Source organism: Stieleria varia (assembly GCF_038443385.1).
In the GTDB taxonomy this organism is placed as follows: Bacteria; Planctomycetota; Planctomycetia; order Pirellulales; family Pirellulaceae; genus Stieleria; species Stieleria varia.
Genome location: NZ_CP151726.1, coordinates 557,045 through 575,659, shown reverse-complemented (window position 1 = coordinate 575,659; position 18,615 = coordinate 557,045). Strand labels below are relative to the sequence as shown.

At 57.4% G+C, this 18,615-nt stretch carries 12 protein-coding genes; 1 reads left to right on the top strand and 11 read right to left on the bottom strand.

Annotated features, from left to right (window positions below; all coding sequences use genetic code 11):
- Positions 1-77: 77 nt before the first annotated feature.
- The 9 genes from Pla52nx_RS02100 to thpR all read right to left on the bottom strand — a co-directional run bounded on the left by Pla52nx_RS02100 (position 78) and on the right by thpR (position 14,142).
- Complete coding sequence (locus tag Pla52nx_RS02100; RefSeq protein ID WP_146518054.1) at positions 78-431, bottom strand: hypothetical protein; 354 nt, start codon at positions 429-431, stop codon at positions 78-80.
- 568 nt (positions 432-999) lie between these two features.
- Positions 1,000-2,802: a polymorphic toxin-type HINT domain-containing protein gene (locus Pla52nx_RS02095; RefSeq protein ID WP_197454216.1), complete on the bottom strand. Its 1,803-nt coding sequence runs from the start codon at positions 2,800-2,802 to the stop codon at positions 1,000-1,002.
- Between the two features lie 347 nt (positions 2,803-3,149).
- Positions 3,150-5,456: a multiheme c-type cytochrome gene (locus Pla52nx_RS02090; RefSeq protein WP_315854990.1), complete on the bottom strand. Its 2,307-nt coding sequence runs from the start codon at positions 5,454-5,456 to the stop codon at positions 3,150-3,152.
- Positions 5,453-5,986, bottom strand: a complete 534-nt coding sequence (locus tag Pla52nx_RS02085; RefSeq protein WP_146518052.1) for a hypothetical protein — start codon at positions 5,984-5,986, stop codon at positions 5,453-5,455. The genes Pla52nx_RS02090 and Pla52nx_RS02085 overlap by 4 nt, the downstream gene beginning before the upstream one ends.
- Positions 5,987-5,991: 5 nt before the next feature.
- The gene (locus Pla52nx_RS02080) at positions 5,992-6,849 is read right to left on the bottom strand and encodes a MotA/TolQ/ExbB proton channel family protein (protein ID WP_146518051.1); all 858 of its coding nucleotides are present in this window, start codon (positions 6,847-6,849) and stop codon (positions 5,992-5,994) included.
- A complete protein-coding gene (locus Pla52nx_RS02075) occupies positions 6,846-8,771 on the bottom strand; it encodes a PT domain-containing protein (RefSeq protein WP_231741646.1) in 1,926 nt (641 codons plus the stop codon). Before Pla52nx_RS02075 ends, Pla52nx_RS02080 begins: the two co-directional genes overlap by 4 nt.
- 87 nt (positions 8,772-8,858) lie before the next feature.
- Positions 8,859-10,997 carry a hypothetical protein gene (locus Pla52nx_RS02070; RefSeq protein WP_146518050.1) on the bottom strand — a complete coding sequence of 713 codons (2,139 nt, stop codon included), beginning with the start codon at positions 10,995-10,997 and terminating at the stop codon, positions 8,859-8,861.
- Positions 10,998-11,062: 65 nt separating this feature from the next.
- Positions 11,063-13,333, bottom strand: a complete 2,271-nt coding sequence (locus Pla52nx_RS02065) for a serine/threonine-protein kinase (RefSeq protein ID WP_197454215.1) — start codon at positions 13,331-13,333, stop codon at positions 11,063-11,065.
- Positions 13,334-13,572: 239 nt separating this feature from the next.
- Positions 13,573-14,142 (bottom strand): RNA 2',3'-cyclic phosphodiesterase, encoded by a 570-nt coding sequence (thpR, locus tag Pla52nx_RS02060; RefSeq protein WP_146518048.1) that lies wholly within the window; start codon positions 14,140-14,142, stop codon positions 13,573-13,575.
- Between the two features lie 251 nt (positions 14,143-14,393).
- On the opposite strand from thpR, the gene Pla52nx_RS02055 reads away from it, so the two are divergent.
- Positions 14,394-15,257 (top strand): Dabb family protein, encoded by an 864-nt coding sequence (locus Pla52nx_RS02055; RefSeq protein ID WP_231741645.1) that lies wholly within the window; start codon positions 14,394-14,396, stop codon positions 15,255-15,257.
- 166 nt (positions 15,258-15,423) lie between these two features.
- Here Pla52nx_RS02055 and metX read toward each other — a convergent pair whose 3' ends face one another.
- Both metX and Pla52nx_RS02045 read right to left on the bottom strand, forming a co-directional pair.
- Complete coding sequence (gene metX / locus Pla52nx_RS02050; RefSeq protein WP_146518047.1) at positions 15,424-17,181, bottom strand: homoserine O-acetyltransferase MetX; 1,758 nt, start codon at positions 17,179-17,181, stop codon at positions 15,424-15,426.
- Positions 17,182-17,221: 40 nt separating this feature from the next.
- Positions 17,222-18,529 carry an O-acetylhomoserine aminocarboxypropyltransferase/cysteine synthase family protein gene (locus tag Pla52nx_RS02045; protein ID WP_146518046.1) on the bottom strand — a complete coding sequence of 436 codons (1,308 nt, stop codon included), beginning with the start codon at positions 18,527-18,529 and terminating at the stop codon, positions 17,222-17,224.
- Between the last annotated feature and the right edge of the window lie 86 nt (positions 18,530-18,615).

Here is an 18,615-nt window from a genome sequence, read left to right as displayed (position 1 = left end):
AAACGAACGACGGGCTGAGCACCAAGTGCTCAGCCCGATCGTTTTGTCTGTCAATGTGCTGGAGTCGCTCAGCGGCATTAACGCACGATGACGCGGCCGTGCTTGGTGATCACGATGTCAACACAGTGACCACAGCACTCGAATTTGTAGGTCAGGATTTTGCGACCCAAGAAACCCTTGGCGCAACCCACGTAGCAGGGGATCTGGCCGGCGCACTCAGCAGGCACGCAAACGGTCACGGGGTACTTGCAGCACGTCACTGGATCGACGACGCAGAAAGTGACGGGGACCGGGGGGGCTGGGCAGCAGACCGGGGCCGGGGTGCAGCATGGTGCGGGCTCGGGGGCACAGCAACCAGCAGTCGCGGTTTCCGAAGCGAAGGCGACGAGCATCAGTGCGGCACATGCAGCAAAAACTTGGAGCGATTTCATCTGTTTTTCCTTTGGCGGGAGGTGTTTGCATCGACTTTAACGTCGATTCATTCAGTCAATAACAAGTCTTGCTTATCGTTAAGGTTAACGCAAGCAGCCCATTTGAACACTTGGGCTAGCGACAGTCGTACCGCTTGCATCAGTCAATCGGAAAAGCCGCCCTTCGGGGAGTATACGGTTGTTCACACTCCTGGCGATCGTAGGCGCGGATTATTCACGCGACTCCCTACGGTCTTCGCAATACGTTTGCACGAAACGGCTTACTCGGATTGGCACGAAAACAGGCTGCGCCTATCAGCCGCCACGCGATCGAGAGCCGGCTGATGAATCATCCGCGCCTAGTGGTCTGAGACCGCTAGATGTTAGGGTTTGCCGGAGTGGATCTTGCCAAAGATCCCACCGCTACACGATCTTTAACAAGATCCACTACCCCAAAGATAATTTGTCCCAGACCACTAACCGCTTCGGGCGGCACCAGGAGTTTCCCTGAATCGAAGCCACCAAGTGAAAAGACGGATTGACCTTATTTCGATGAACTCGCGGTTTTGTTAATGGGTTCGCGAACAAATCAACGAGCCGAGGTCTTCCAGCCGGGAAGGGGCAGCAGGCTGACTGTACGTGGCTGGCTGTCGTGGACCAGAATTGCGGAGTTGCCGACGAAGTACGTGCTGGTGTTTTCGACCACGAGGTTATGTGTTTGTGAGTCATCACCCTGCCGGATATCTGTGATCTCAGTGCCGCCGTTGAGGGAGTGAAGGCGATCGCCGACGGCAAGTTCTTTGGCCATTTTCCATCCGGAACCCACGACCCACATTGGGTGGCCAAGCGTTGAAACGATCTCAGAATCCGCTACCTGGATTCGCAGAGTTGGACTCGGCTCCCTGATTGTGGTTTTGGTAACGAGGCGGTAAGCCAATTCACCCGAAACGGGATCTTGCGAGAGTACACGGTCTCCCACCTTGATGGTCTCGATGGGTTGCTTGCCGGTGTCGGTCCAAGTGAGCGTGCCGGGGACAAAGCACTCCAACGGGACACGACTATCAATGCTGACAAGATAAGTCTTCTCTTCTTTGTCATTGAGATAGGTGATCTCGTTGTAATGGTTCCACCAATCCCACCAAGCTTGTGGCTTGGCGTCGATTTCCTGTCCCGTGGTGAGTTCCAGGGTGTCATAAATCCGGTGATTGACTACGAATCGTTGTCGGTTGAGATTTGTAATCGTGCCGATTGTGTTTTGAATCTCTCTGCATCGGCGCCAAGTTTCCTGAGCCAAGGCTCGCTGCTGTTGTGCTTGAGCGTTCCGCAAACGAGATTGGGCTCCGATAACGCCTACTCCAGGGTTCAGTCCGCGGTTGCTGGGCAAGCGGATCGGGGTGGATGCCAGTCTAACTTCGGAAAATCTTAGCTTCGCCGCAGATGTCTCTTTGGCGATCTGAATGAAGCTGCTGACACTGTTAGATGATCGTTGCATCGTGTATTGATATTCGATCGGTGTTTCCAGCAGATTCATCATTGCTGGCACGAACTCGTACCATGAGCGGTCGCGGAGTTGCAATGCAGCGGCTTCTCTGACCTCTGGTGTCTCGTTGTAAATCGCTAATCGCACGAGAGCATCCGTTGCAATCGGTTCGCGGATGTTGCCCAGTACGGACAAGATGACTTCTTGTAGTTCCTCGTCAGTGCGGTAGAACATTTTCTCTAAGGACGGGACCGCGTGATAGTCCGTTACCTCAGACAAGGCTCGCCAAGCCGAAGCGTGGTGACGTGGAGACGTGTTGTCGATCTGGCCGCGCCATTGTCTGAGTTGGTTGTCCCAGTGATTGACCGAGTCTCTGTATTCCTTGTGCGTGGCTTTCCACTGCAGGATTTGTTCCGGTGTGAGCAATTGACCGCGATATTCGTGCAGATCCAGATGCTTTCGTGCCTCTTGATTGGATCGGTCAAAACGCAGCACGTTGTTCCAATGCAAACGCTCGCGATCGTTCAGGCCATTGGTGTTGCAAAAGCGAGCAAGGGTGATTTCGCCCACTGCGGTACCGGCGATGGAATCTCGTAATTGGTTGTACCGTGCAACGGCGCCTCGCCCATTGGTTTGTTGAATGAAGCGTTGGACGGGCAACCACCCTTCTTCGGTCATCACGTGGCCGGAATGCCAGCGACTTGCGGCGTGTTCTGGCGCCGTGCGAATCGATTCGGCAAGCAACTGCAGACGCTGATGGGGATTTCGGTCGACCTCCGACTGGAGCGCCGCCTGAACCAACACGTCGGCAGCTTGGGGCGGGTCAGCGGCGACGCAACTGCTCGGCTTGCACGCAAACGAAGCCTTCAGCAGGATGCTGATAGCAATCACAAAGAGAGAGCGACGGCTCATGACAGCTACCTTCGATGGTTGAGAATAAAAAGGTGAGCCCAGCGGATGACACTCTGATGGTATCAAACTCATCAGGGGGCGTCAAAAAAGGGCTCTTCCGCAGAATTAGTGGGTGTATTTCAAACGAATTGACGCGATTAGCTCCGCGAGACTTGAGGTTCTTGAGAGGTTGGTACTGTTTTGAAAGTGAACACCATTAGCCGCGTCGGATGTTGCTGGGAGTTTTACGAATTGAAGCGACCAAGCGTAGAGACTGACATACCGGATTTCGTCATGCACAGCATGACCTACATTCACTCGGCAGGTTGAAAACCTGCCCCACGACGGGGCACGTTTCGCGATTTAGGTCACTGCGATTGCAGTTTCTCGTTGAGAAGTTTCAGGGCCAATTGAAAATCAGGCACATCGGGTTCCAGTTCGACGGCACGCTCCAGTCTTTCTTTGGCCTCCTGCATCTGACCGTTCAGATACAACGCCAGTCCGTAGCGGTACTGCAACGCCGCGTTGTCGGGTGCCAGCCCTGCGTCGCGTGCCAACAAGGGTAACTCTTCTTTGCGAAGCGATTGTGCTTTGGCGAGATAGTTCTGCGCCGTATTGGGTGCGGCTTGCCCGACGATTCGTTCCAGCAATGCGGCGTAGTTGGTTCGCGGGCCGGTGACGGTGGGTTCGATGCGGATGGCGGTTTCGTAGGAGTCGACTGCTTCCTGGATCCGTCCCAGTTGTTCGCAAATCATGGCCCAGCTCATGTGTGCGCCGCTGCGATCGTCGGCCACCATCAGCCCGTCTTTGACTTCCTCCAGTGCGCGCTCCAATCGTCCGCGTTCCAACTCCGTCAATCCGGCAAACGAACGCGAGGACAGCAGGGTTCGTGCGGCTTCGGAGCGAACCAATCGAGATTCATCGTCCAGCAACGGCAGCAAGACCGGTTTGGCAAGCGCGGGTGAGATCGAAGCGAACACCTGAACTGCGGCGGCACGGAGGATCGGGCTTTCGTTGACGTTTTCAGCGATGCGTTCTGCTTGTTCTCGAAGCGCATTGTTGCGAGAGCCAGCCAATTCACTGATCGCCGTCGCCCGGGCGATCGCTGGCGTGACACCGTCGTCTCGCGCGATCAGTTCCAGCATTCCTTGGGCGGACTCGGGATCACCGCGTCGAAACGGCACGAGAGCTTCTGCGAAATGGTACGGCCGTTTTCGCTCAGCGCCGTACCACTGATCACATGCTTGATCGCACCAAAGATCGGACGCTTTGATGGCATCCGCGATCGCCTGGTTGCCTTGCTCTGCTGCCAACAGCCATTTGGAATACTCTTGATTGCCAAACTCCGCCTGAACCTCTGGTTTCAAATCCTTCAATTGATCTTTGACGTGGCAATGACTGCACGCATTAGGAGTTCCGAGCTGGACCGACAAGTCTGGGCGTGGGATTCGTAAACTATGGTCGCGTCTCGCGTCGACTTCCATGTACGTGGTGTGGGGCATGTGGCAGTTCACGCACATCGCTCCGGCGGTTCCGGGGGCGTGGTGATGATGCGAGGGCACGTCGTACTTACCCGCCGCGTGTTGATGACAAGAGGTGCAGGTCTCATTGCCCGGATGTTTTAGTTTCAACGAGTGTGGATCGTGGCAATCGGTACAGCGAATTCCCTTGTGATACATCTTGCTCTGAATGAACGAGCCATACACGTAGACTTCGTCTTTGATTTGCCCATCGCCGTGATAGGTTTCCGGCCTGAGCAGTTCCAATTGATAGAAATTGCAGTACTCATTGCCGGCAAGAAAATCGTTGTCCATCACACTGCGTCGACTATGGCAGGGCGCACAGGTATCGAGTTGTGGTTTGGGGTCCTCCCCTTTCAGTTTCGCCAGTCCATAGCCATGACGTCGATCCCAGAACAGAGATCGTTTGTTGGCGAGTTGGATATGCAGACTGCCCGGCCCATGACAAGACTCACAACTGACATCCATTTCTGAAAACGTTGTGTGGTACCGATTCGATGCCGGATCAAAATTGCTTTTCAGATTGGTCGAGTGACAGTCGGCGCACATCGTTTGCCAGCGTTGGGCGATGCCGGTCCAGTGCAATTGGTCGTCGGGCTCAAGTTTGTCGGTGACGTCTGGTGGGCGGAGGTAAAACCACTCTCCCTTGAGCGTGTCCCAACTGATCCGCAAGACTTGCACACGGCTGATTTCGTTTTCCGGCATGTCGTCGGGACGATCAAATTCCACCATGTATTGTTGCAGCGGGCTAACGCCGAACACGTACTTGACGTGAAAGTCCTCCATCTCTCCGGTGGGACCTTCGGTGTTGATCATGAATCGCTCGCCGTCTCGATACAGGCGGCTGACGATTCCGTCGTGCTCAAACGTGACATCGTTGAAATCACCGAGGACCGTTTCCTCGGTCGCCAAGTCCATGGCTTTGTCGTGATCCGACCCGATGAAGGTTTGCGTCTCGGTTTGATGGCAATCAACGCAGGCGTCTCGCCCGACGAACCCGAGCGAGATGTCGGCGGGTTCGGCAGACCAGTAATCTGCAAACACTGCACCAGCGATGATCACCACGATCGCGGTGACTGACAGCCAGAGTTTTTGACGAGAGTTGATGGGACGCGACAAGTTGGAGCGAGGGTTGGGGTTGATGCGTGGTCTCACCGCGGCGGTGTATCGAGTGTCTGCGATAATAGTCGTACCGCTTGGCGACGCATATCGTTCACCAAAATGTCTCTGGATTTGATGGCTTGCGGGTCATTTTCTGGTACTTTTTTCAGCAAACGTGCCGCCCTCAGCAGGGCTTCCGCGGCGTGTGCTCGCTGGTCCGCATCATTTCCAGCGTCTTCGGTCATCCCGTGAGAATCCGCGTGAAACTCTGAGTGACCATCGGTGATGGAATCTGGGATGGTTTCCAAAGCAGACCCGTTCAGAACGCTGCCGCCACCTCGCCGGATCATTTCGAGCAGGTCGTCGAACATCGGGTCGCCGGAGGCCGCGTTGGGGTCTCCATCCAACGCGCGTTGCAGCACGTCCAACTGCTGTGACGCTGGAGGGCGGGGCGGCGGTTGAAACTTCGGCAACTCGCCCGGCAATACCGGCGGCGGGTCCGCAGCCAGAGAGTGGTGAACCGCATCGATATTGAGCAGTACCAAACAAGCCGAGCTGATCAGGAACAGGCGAACCATCTGCATCTCTCTCATCCTTGCGTGGGAGGTGGTCGGCGAACGGGAGCTGGAGCGGGTGTTGCGGGTGGCTTGGGCGCGACGGCTTGTGGAGGTTGTTTTTGTGCAACCGGAGTTGGGGAGGCGGCCGCTTGCGCCAAATGAGTCCCGCGTGACTTGGTCGGTCGACGTTTGATCGGCATCAAGGCGTGTTGGGTTTGAAAGGCGATGTCGGCGATCAACGCGTCGACTTTGTTTCGACACACGGCGTAAGCAGCCAAGGACGGGATGGCGACGATCAACCCGCCGACGGTGGTCACCAACGCTTGATAAATTCCTTCGGCCAAATCGCCCGCGCCGGCGGCGCCCCGCGTGGTCGCGACTTGTTGAAAGGCAAAGATCATCCCGGTCACGGTTCCCAGCAGCCCGACCATCGGCGCGATGTTGCCGATCACCGAAAGGTACTCCACGCGTCGCATCAAGCGTGCGGCTTGGTCGGCCAAACAGTCTTCGACTGCTTTCTCGACTTCACGCCAACCGAAATCCATTTCATTGAGCCCGGCCAGGACAACCACACTCAACACGCTTGGCGACCGTCTGCACGCCGCATCGGCTTCGGGAATCCGGCCGGTCAACAAGGCCTGCCGAACCGCTTCACTGACTCCTTCGGGCAAGACCTCACTGCGTCGCAACGTCATGACTTGATCAAACACCAGATAGGCTGCCGCAATGCTCAACGCCACCAGCACCAGCAGGATCGTCGCGCCCGTGATTCCTCCGCTGAGGATGATGTCCAAAAAGCCAGACGATGGGGCACTGGGTGTGCCGCCGGTCGGTGATGCTGCATTCGTTTGGGCGAACAGTGCGATGCCCGATCCGATTTTCAATCTCATGTTCGCTCCGTCGGTTGATCCGTCGGTTGATCCGTCGGTTGATCCGTCGGTTGATCCGTCGGTTGATCTGGCAATGGTTGATTCTCTGTCCCGGCGGAAACCAGAAACTCGGCATCGGCCAGCAGCGGGTCATCCCAACGCAGTTGCAGGACGCCGTTGCGTTGCAGATGCTCGATGGATTCGTGATGACGTCGTCGAATGCTTTCCTCCGCCTTGCGGACTCGTCCAGAGGACTGCGCCGATGAAATCGCAAACATGGCGATCACGGCGGTCGGCAAGATCGACAGGATCAGGCTGGTCAGGATGAGCGCGAACTCGGGTTTGGGAAACGTTTCCAACGTCGCGCCCGATCCCGTCAGGGTGGCATAGCTGGCTTCGAAGTATTCTCGGTACAAGGAAACGATCGGCCCCGCCATGATCGACCAGAACACCAGCGTTCCCAACAGAGCGGCGAATACCGCTCCGCCTCGTGAAATGGCGACGCGATCGGTTTCGCTGTCAAAGATCTCTTGTGATGCCTCTTGCAACGCATCGATGCCTGACAAGTAAGCCAACTGAGAGACCGCCGGGGCTTCGCTGGAGCGTACAACCTGGCCGCCGCGATTTTGCAGCATCAACAGTTCTTCGCGAAATCGTGCCGCCAGCGGTCCAAGACGATCGGTCACGGCTGCCTTGCCGCGTCGCTGCAATCCGTCTCTCATTTCATCGTTGGCATTTCGATCGGACGTCAACTGTTTGGTGCTGCTCCAAACCGTACTGACCAGCGACGGCAATGATCCCGAGAGTGACAGCAGCACACGGTCCCACGCGCCGTGCGTCAGGTTCAGCAGCCCGAGTTGCGTACGATAGGGGAACCAGAGGGCGGCGGTTTGACCGAGCAGGGAAAGTCGCAGGCGTGATCGGATCGCGGCACGCATGGGGCCGCTGGTACCGATCAACGTTTCAGCGACTTCGCCGGGCAACTTGGTCGCCTCGGCGTTGAGTCGCCCCACCGCATGCGTCAAACCGGGCAATTGGCCTTCCAGTAAGTTGCTCAGCGCCGCGCGAAAACGTCCGTCCAGTGCCGCCAGTCGAGTGCTCTTTCGCCGGTCTCCTTCCCAAGAATTCCCCAGTTGCATCTGTAACGCGATGGCGATCCGTCGCGCGGCGTCCGAACCAACGGATTCTTCGTCACGCGACGCGAGCTGAAAGTCGTCGACCAAGATCGGGTTGACCACGACACTGGCCGGTGCCGCATGCCGCAACTGAGCCGCCAACGAATCAACGTCGGCGGAGAGTTGCGAATCATGTTGTCGGATCGCGTTGATCACCGGCACAACGATCGTGCCTTCGCTGGCATGGGCGATGGCACTGACGGTCTCGGCACGGATTTGATCGCGACGGACGACCAGCAATAAAACCGACGCCAGCGACAGCGCGCGAGAGGCAACAGCGACGATACCGCGTCGATCGTCCGTCGCCCCCGGAGCGTCCACGATCAAGTACGGTACGCCGATCGGCTCCATCGAACCGCTGTCGCAGTGCAGGAACCGTTCGTGCCGCGAGTCCAAATCGGCGGGGGCACGCGGGCCGATCCAAACCAGTTTTTCTGTGGCCTGATCCAAGTTGTTGCCGCTTTGAATGGACGCGGCGATGGGTGATCGGCGAACGAGTTGCTGAATCAACCAAGATTTTCCTTGGCCGGTCGCGCCGACGACCGCGATCACCGTTGCGCCGGCACTGCGATCCTGCAAAATCATCTTCCGCGCCTCGGCGTGCTCGTCGCACAACTCCAGGACTTCGCGACCCGTCTGGCTGTCACCCAGTACCGTCGTCGCGGATTGACGCACGCGTCGCAAGAACTGGTCGCCCGGCGCCGACGCACCGACATGATTGTCGGTGGCCAGCGTGGCGGGATCAGAGGGCGAAAATGATTCGGACACGAGTGAGCCAGACAGTTTGGCGTGATGCTGGTGAAATGATGATGAATAAGGACCGGTGTGACGTCGGCGTCAAAATGGTCGCCACGATCAGCGTGGTAGCATTGCCTGCAACTCTTTGACAAAGGAATCGCCCACGCGATACAGGGGAATCGTCCCGTTGGCAGATGTTTTGACGGGAGCAGTGGGCTGGGGCAACGTCAATTTGGCGCCACCGACTCGGATGTCGGGCGACTGCTTGTTGCGTGCGACACCCAGGGTATCACACAATACCGCGTGAAAGTCCGCCAGTTGCTGGGAAGCGGCTTGTCGGCCGATCATACGCGTGTTCTGGCCGCCCGACCACATCGCGGCCATCGCCGTCAAACCGGCGGCGGCAAAAAGCTCGGGAATCGATGCGGCCGCCAGCACCGTCGCTCCGCCATCGATGGGCAGCATCATGACGCTGCCAAAGGCGGCCAAGCTGGCAGCCAGCGGAGTGAGTCCGGCAACCATTTTCTTGCTCATCGGGACTTCTTTCCACATCTGACGCACGGCGTCGTCCAGACGCTTGGGATCCAGGACGGTGAAGTCATCATGTTCGAAACGCTCGATCGCGGTGCCCAGTGCGGCGTGCCATGCCTTTGCATCTTTTTCGTTTCCCCTGGCGTCAAACCAATTGGACAACACCATCGGGCCACCGTAGGCCGAAATCCGATCGGACAACTGCTCGGCACTGATCAACCGGCCGACTTCGCCGCGACGCAGTTTCTCACGCATCTCGTCGGCGAACCTTTGCGCGATCGCCGACGGTGCCCAGCGTCGGATCACGTCACTTGCGCCTTTGACTTTGCCACTGATGAACGTGTTGACCCGGACTCCCCACCGCGCGTACCACGGCGCGGTTTCGCAAAACGACTCCGACAGTTGTCGCAAGATTCGCTCACTCTGGTGCATCCGCAACTCTTTGATCTCGCCTCCGGGCGCCGTGTGCGTGAACACTTCCGTTGCGACCTTCAGCAAGCATTCCCGAGCCCGCTGAGTTCGCTCAACGGATTCATCGACGTTCTTGGTGATTGCCGGGTAGCCTTGCTCCCAGATGACCCGACGCAAAGCCTGTTGACGACCACTTAAAAATCGCTCGGATGCATTGGAGCGATCCAACTGCGCGGGCAAATGGATCAACAAACGGTTGTCAGAGATCTCGGCGGGCGGATTGTCGTCTGCGTTTTGGGAAAGTGAAAAGAAGATCGGCAACTGTTCCGCCTGGCCGTCTGCTGCCCCGCCGCCAGATCCCCCGCCGCCTGCTCCCTCGCCGCTCATTTCCCAAGTCAGTCCGGTATCCCGTTTGGGAATGAACGGAGCGCTCGCTGGCACATCGAAATCGTATGCCGCAAAGATCTTGTCGATGCCGTGCTTCTCAGCCAGCGGACCAAACGTCTCCAAGACTTCATCCGGCGTTTGTGGTGGGCGGATTTGGTTGACGGCCAACAAGCGTGGGATGCCGGGCATCAAATCCGCGGCAATGCGCAATAAATCGCCGAGCGTGACGTCGCGACAGGACTGCGCAGAGGAGACGACCAAGAAAGCGGAGCAGAATGTCGATGCTCGTCCGAGCAATTCGCGACGAGTCTCGGGAGAGCCCAAACCGAATGCCGCATCGGAAACGATGTCTGGGCAATCCAGCAAACCAACGCCCAACTCATTGAGCGCGTCGTCAGTAGCGACCAGCGGCACCGAGATAGCAGATTCATCGCCGATGCGATTGTTGTACTGGGCGTGAGCCGCTTCAGGCGTTTCGGCCAACAACTCAGGTGGATGACCGACGGCGTCGCCGAAGTCAGCCAGCAGCAGATTCCACAGCTCCGCATCTTGACGCCACTGACTGGGCAACCAGAGGACAAAGCGATGGGTACCTTGGCCGTTGCCGCTGCCGCGCAAGGTTCTGGCTCGACCAGCCGGGCTGAGGAAAGAAGCGACCAAACTCGTCTTGCCGCTGTTGAGCATTCCGGCAACGGCGAGCGTGGGATACTCGGCCAATTTGATACTGTTAAAAACTTGCCGCCCCAATGCGGTCACGTCCTGTGCCAGTTGCGGATCCATCCGCTTGAGCGCCGTCAGATAACTTTCTCGTCCCTCATCCGGAAACAAACGCACAACCGCTGCCCGTTGGTCGTCGTCTTCCAGCAACGCCAGCAGTCTCAGCCAGTCGATCGGCGGTTTCTTGGATTCGCGACCGAAACCAAACATGGGGATTCCAGCGGGGATGGGGATACAGTGGGGGGATTTGTTTTGCGGGTAGCCTCAGGGAGCATTCACACTCTGGGCGTCGGTTCATTGTGTTTGATCGCAACTGCATGAACCAGCTCGTTGACCGCCGTGTCATGTGGTCGTCGTGCAGTTTCTCCAACATGATGACCTCTAAGGCGATCATCCCTGGGTTGGTCATTGGAGCCTTGGTCGTCAATGAGCGCACTCATATCGTCCAGTGTGGGCCCGTCGAAGACTTCACGCCACCATAACGCGGCGTCGCCTTGTCTCCAATGCGGGCTGTTTTTGCATCGAGAGAGCCGACGTGCCAGCTCCCTCGCCGATTGTGGCCGCTTCTCTGGATCGCGGTGTAAGCATTGCATCAGGATCTCAACCAAATCGTCCGGAAAATCGCCGGCAAGCCGTTTCGCAGGCGGGATCGGGTCCTCGTGCAGCTTCTTGGCGCAGATATCCGCCGACGAGTCTCCCGCAAACGGCGCCAACGCGGTCAGCAACATGTAGCCGACCGAACCGATGGAGTAGATGTCGCTTTGTTGACTGGCCAATGAAGCGTCACGTACCGATTCGGGTGACATGTACAGCGGTGTGCCGGTCAATGATTCGGCTCGCGTCAACTGCATCGTCTCGTGATCGATCTGCTTGGCCAGTCCAAAATCCAAGACCTTGATCAAATCGTGTTGACCCGCGCGAGAGGCGAGCAAGATGTTCGCCGGTTTGATGTCGCGGTGAACCATCCCCGACGCGTGGGCTTCTGCGATCGAATCGCAGACCTGAATCAACAAATAGATCACGCGTTCGGCCGGCTGTCGTCCGTAGTAGTCGACCAACTGCTGCAACGAGATCCCGTCGATCAGTTCCATGACGTAGAAGAAAGTGCCTTCGGGAGTTTGCCCGCAATCATAGATGCTGATCGTGTTGGGATGCTGCAACTGTGCGGTCAAGCGAACTTCGCGTTGAAACCTGGCCAACGACCGCTCGGTTGCCTCGGTGTACTCAAGCACTTTGATCGCGACGTCTCGTTTCAGCACGCGGTGTTGACCACGGTAGACAAGTCCCATGCCGCCGCGTCCGATCTTTTGACCCAACTCGTATTGTCCCAGGCGGCGTGAGATGCCGTATTGAGGATCGTTGGACTTGTCCAATCGGCGCAATACCGATGCCAAGGCCAGCATGCTGCCGCTGGAGATCAGCACCAACGCCAGCAAGGCGAGGAAAGAATTGCGAAACACGCTCATTGGCGCGTAGGCTTCGTCCACGTCCAGTTCCGTCGTCACGCCGATCCCGTACTTGGGCAACCATCGCCACACTCCGATCACGGGTACGCCGCGGTAGTCGTTGTATCCGACGACATTGTCCCCCGTTCCACCACGTGTTGCGTGATCAGCCATCAGCGTCATTGGCCACGATTGTGGATTGGGGTTGTCGAGTGCCTGATTGCGAATATCGACACCAGGATCACGGACGTGAACGCTGAGCGGACTGGATTGGTTGTCTTTCAGCAATCCAGCTTGTCTCAACTGGATTTCAAATCGGCTGCGTGACAACAGCACCGCGCGACTGTCGAACGCGTAGGTCTCTCCGCTGCCACCGATCCGGGCAACGCTCAAGATTTGAGAAAACTGTTGTGAGGGATCGATGATCAATGCCAAGATACCCTGCAACTGCATGCCCTGACGCAGCGGTGACAGGGCGCACATGATGACCTCGGGCGAGCCAATTTCCGGCGATTGCGGTTTATTTTCGATCGTAGGTTCAGGTGTGATTGCCCCCAAGACCTCGAACGGTTGTGAGATTACCTGCAAACCTTCGCCCAGCTTGACAACCGTTTCTCGCGGCAAATCGAATTGCTTGCCGATCGCATCCGTTTGATTGCTTGCCAGGACTCTCCCCGAGGCGTTGAGCAATGCCCAGCCCTCGTATCCCAAGTCAGAGACTTCTTGAGTGAGCAGTTGCGGTGCATCGTTGCTGTCCACGTCGCCGGAGGACGCGATGACTTGATTCAGCCATGGTTCGAATCGTCGATCCTGTGACAGCCGCTCTACCGTGTCGGCTTGCTCACCCAGCCACAGCTCCAGTGCCGCGACGTTTGCCGCCAACACGGTCGAGATCGAATCTCGGATCAGACTTCGCATCGCTTGACGGACCGACCAACCGACGTACAGGGTCGCCACAATCAGGACCAGCGTGACGAGTGCGACTACACCCGGAGACAACGGACCGAGCTGACCACGCTTGACCGCCTCGAGCAGCGTCGAACGCCCGAGCGAGGGTGTCGCCGGTGCATCGATCAGATCGCTACGTATCGTGGAATCCATGCGAACCATTCTATATCCAAGCGGGCCGACCGAGCCCGGATTATTCATCAGCCGGCACGCGATAGCGTCCGGTTCCCGAGTATAGGCGTGAGAACCGGACGCTATCGCGTGGCGGCTCATATGCGCAGACTGTTTTCGCACCAATACGCGCAAACCGTTTCGTGCAAACGTATTGCGAAGACCGTAGTGGGTCGCGTGAATAATCCGGGCTAGCAGGCTGTCGAGATTTCGACTCAGAATCACAACTCGATCGTGTCCATGGTTTGGTAAGTCGGCCCGCCTTTATCCAAAAAACTCGCCATCAATTGGATTTCATCGACGACCTGTTCGCCCAAGTGATAGTCGCCCAGACGCTCCATTTCCGCGATCACCGCCTCAGACACACGCCGCGTGTTGCTGCGTGTGCGCCCCAGGGTCAGGTGGGGAACGTAGTCCCGCGGCTCTTGTTTGAATCCCAGGTCGGCCATTGAGGTTTCCAATTCGCCGACCAATTGAACCAGACTGCCGGATTCGTCGGCGACCTTGACGCTCAAAATCCGCGGTCGCTGCCCACTGGGCATGGCCCGCATCCCGGCGAACGACAGTTCAAAGGGATCGTAGTCTTCTGCGATCTCTCGCAAGCGATTGCAGATCGTGGGAACCTCGGTGTTGTCGACTTCACCCAAGAATTTGAGCGTCAGGTGAAAGTTGTCTAGCGGCACCCATTTGATGCCCTCGTCAAACGGCTTGAGCTTCTTGATCAGCTTGGCCGCACCCGCGGTGATCAGCGGGGCGAGCGGGACCGATATGAACGACCGAATCGTTTTCATCAAAGGATACGGGGCTTGGTTGTGAGGGCGAGCGGAAGGGAACGTCAGCCCACAAGGGTAAGGGGAACGCCGTTTTTCTGCCATGACCGCGCCCAGCAACAACTCTTCCAGCTGAACGACAACGCCTCCATCTGAACAACGTGCGACGATCTTGATAGAATCTGGCCTGCTGCCGGGCAGTGCACTCCACCACCAGGCATCACGCCGCCCACCGTTTTGCCCCCCCTTACCTCCAATTGGATTTTGACCTCATGTCGTTTCACGTCCGCCACGGAGCGTGGTTTTCCAAACCGATGCTGCCGCTCCTGCTGTGTATGATCGCTGTCCTGGCCGGCTGCCAAAAACCAGAAGTCGAACCGAGCGGCACGACGCCGGATGCGACAACAGAAACCCAAACCACGACCGAGCCCGTGAACGAATCCTCCAGCGAAACCCCCAGCGAAACCACTGTGACCGACGATCAAGCCGCCGCCGAGCCCCCCCGCACCGGCTTGTTGCGTCACGCCGTGTTCTTTGGATTCAAGGAGACCGCGACGGAGGACGACATCAACGGCGTCGTGCAGGCATTCGAGGCCTTGCCCGAAAAGGTGCCGGAGATCATCGATTTTCAATGGGGCACCAACAACAGCCCCGAAGGCTTGGATGACGGATTCACTCACTGTTTCTTGTTGACCTTTGCGGACGAAGCGGGACGTGAGACGTACTTGCCCCACCCGGCACACAAAGCGTTCGGCGACGTGTTGCGTCCCCACATGGCCAAAGTATTCGTGATCGATTATTGGGGAGATACCGAGCAACCCAAGATCGACAAGCCTCTCCAACACGCCGTGTTCTTTAAGTTCAAAGACGACGCCGATCCGGAGGCTGTTGCCAAAGTCGAAGAAGCCTTTGCCGCGTTGCCCTCCAAGATCGACACGATCAAAGCCTTTGAATGGGGCAAAAACAACAGCCCCGAGAAGCACGACGAAGGATTCACGCATTGTTTCCTGGTCACGTTTGACAGCGAAGAAGGACGTGAAACCTACTTGCCCCACAAGGACCACTTGGCATTTGTCGAAGTCCTCCAACCGGTCCTGGACAAAGTCCGCGTCCTGGATTTCTGGGACGGCAAGTAGGCAAAGCCCAATCAATAAGTGACGCATTTCGTAGTGGACGAGGTCACGAGTCCCGTGCATCAGGACTCGCAATCTCGTCCTGAGCCGCTGGCCGTCAGGTCGCGGGTTTAATGCACTGAAATGGATGCTCAATGGGCGTAATGCCCGGCGGCTTGCGCGTCACGGCTCAGCCATTGCGAGCCAGAACCAAGATCGCAGTGTCTGCGTTCAGGTTAGGATCGTCATCGGGTGAGATCTGGGCTTGAGTTTCTGAGTCAAAATAGATCTCTCGCTGCATCACAATCCCCTTTTCGCGACACAAATCATGCACGTCGGCGATGCTGGGGAAACGACGGTTCGGAGTGTTGTACCATTCGTGGCTGAACTCCCCGGGGGCCTTGGGCGAGCGGCCACGAGCGACGTAATCTTCTCGCAATGCCCGGTAAGCAAAATTGGGAAAACTGACGATGACTTTTCGTCCGACCCGCAGCATTTCATGGAAGAGCTGCTCCACGTTGGCCACCGCCTGCAGCGTCGCACTGAGCACCACAAAATCGAACTGGCCATCGATGAACGCTGGCAACCCGTGATTGAGGTCATAATCGATAACACGCAGCCCCCTCGCCGCTGCGTGCAAGATGTTGGCTTGAGCGACTTCGACACCCACGATCTTTTCATTCCCACGCGACCGCAACGCAGACAAGAGGTTGCCGTCACCGCAGCCCAAGTCCAAAACGGAAGCCTCGGGGGTGATCAATTCCAAAATCAATTGTTCGACCGCCGAAAGCTTCACCGGTTCATTACAGTGGTCTTCCAAACGAGCTTGAACCAACGGCGCATACTGCTCGATGTCATCGGGAATCAAAAAAGAGTCGTGACCACGCGGCGACGTGATTTCGGCATAGGTCACCGGTTTGTCAAGCGCCGTCAACGCGTTGACGATCTCACGTGACTGCGCAGGCGTAAACAACCAATCACTGCTAAAGCTCACCAACAGAAACTCACAGTCGGCCTCATCGAAACGTTCCATCAGTTGCAATCGATTGGTGCCGAGATCGAACAAGTCCATCGCCATCGATATTGACAGGTAACTGTTTGCGTCGAAACGTGTGGTGAATTTTTGACCTTGATGGGCAAGATACGATCCGATGCTGAATCGCTGCTCAAAGATCGATGCGATCTGACGTGGATCGTGTCGATCGGGGTCAAACTTTTCTTCCATCACTTCGCTGGATAGATAAGTGATGTGACCGAGCATTCGAGCGATCGCCAAACCAGTGTCCGGACGTTGTGGCTGGTCGTAATACTGTCCGCCCGCGTAGTACGGATCCGTTTGGATCGCGTTGCGAGCGATCACGTCGAACCCAAGTGCTTGATTGGTCAAGCGAGGCGAGGAGGCGATGATGACGCACAAGTCAGTGGATTTTGGATAGCGTGCTACCCAAGTCATCGCTTGGTGCCCGCCGAGTGAACCACCCACGATCGCCCGCCAACGCGTGATGCCCAGATGCTCGGCCAACCGTTTTTGAACCGAGACCATGTCGCCGATCGTAATCCTGGGGAACTCCGCCCCGTACGGCCGTCCCGACTTGGGATCGATTTCACCGGGACCGGTGGTGCCGCGACATCCGCCCAACACGTTCGGACAGACGACAAACAGTCGATCGGTATCGATGGCCTTGCCCGGACCAATCAAATACTCCCACCAACCCGGATCGTCGTTCTGATCGTGACGGGCGACATGGGAATCGCCCGAGATGGCATGACACACCAGCACCGCGTTGGAGGAATCGGCGTTGAGAGTTCCCCACGTCTCGTAGGCGCACGTGACGCCGGGCAACTCCGCGCCGAGCTCCAGCGGTATCGGTCCGTCAAACGTCACGCTCTGAGCGTGCGGCAACGGGCCTGCAGACCGGATGTCGTCGGTGCTGACAATGTCCATCATCAATCAATGATCAAACGAATCGAGGGGCGAAACCATCCCGTCATGCCGTCGCCGCTGCCAACGCTTGTGTCAGATCATCGATGATGTCCCGGACATCTTCGATGCCCACCGAGACCCGAACGTACTCCGGTACGACGCCGGCCTTGGCCTGCTCGTCGGCGGTCAACTGTTGGTGCGTCGTACTGGCCGGGTGAATGACCAATGTTTTCGCATCGCCGATGTTGGCCAAGTGCGAGCAGAGTTTGCAGGCGTTGATGAACTTTTTGCCCGCGTCCATGCCACCCTTGATACCGAACCCGAGAATCGCACCTTGACCGTCGGGCAAGTATTTTTGTCCGCGATCGTAATCCTTGTGGGATTTCAATCCTGGATAGTTGACCCACTCGACAGCCTCGTGCCCTTCCAGGAACTGGGCAACGGCCAATGCGTTCTCGCAGTGACGTGGCATCCGCAGGTGCAGCGTTTCCAAACCTTGCAAGAATTGGAAAGCGGCAAACGGGCTCATCGCGGCACCCGTGTCACGCAACCAGTGCGTACGGATGTGGACGTTGTACGCGATGTTGCCCATGCCACGCAGGTGCTCTTCGAACACAGCACCGTGGTACGAAGGACTTGGGCCGCAGAACTCCGGCCATTTCTCGGGCTGATCGGCCCACTTGAAATTGCCGCTGTCCACGATCGCACCACCAATGTGTACTCCGTGACCACCGATGAATTTCGTCGTGCTGTAAATGACAATGTCGATCCCGTGATCGATCGGCTTGAGCAACATCGGTGTCATCACGGTGTTATCGCACAACAGCGGAATCGCACCATGGGGCGCCGAATGCGCGGCGTCCGCGATCGCTTTGAAATCCGGCACGTCGTTTTTGGGGTTGCCCAAGCTCTCCATGTAAACCAGTCGCGTGTTCTCGTCGACCAGACCGTGGATCTGCTCCGGATGATCAGGATCAAAGAAACGGACTTCGATGCCAAGTTGTTTGAAGGTCTGCGTAAAGAGCGTCCATGTGCCACCGTACAACGATGTGCTGCTGACGATGTTCTGACCACTGTGTGCGAGCGTCAAGATCGCCGCATTGATCGCCGCTTGTCCGGAGGCAAAGCACAAACCCGTCACGCCGCCGTCCAACGCCGCCAATCGCTTTTCCAGCACGTCGACCGTGGGGTTCATCAGACGCGAATAGATATTGCCGAATTCGGCCAACCCGAACAGAGCCGCTGCGTGGTCGGTGTCGTTGAACACGTAGCTGGTGGTCGCGTAGATCGGCACGGCCCGACTGTTGGTCGTCGGATCGACTTCTTGTCCGGCGTGCAATGCCAAAGTGCCGGGGCGGTATTTTTCGCTCATCAAGAGATTCCTGCGTTGGCGGTTTTTCTCGAACATGGACCCGGGCGACGTCATCCGCCGAGTTCAGGCCACGTTCGTGGAGGGGA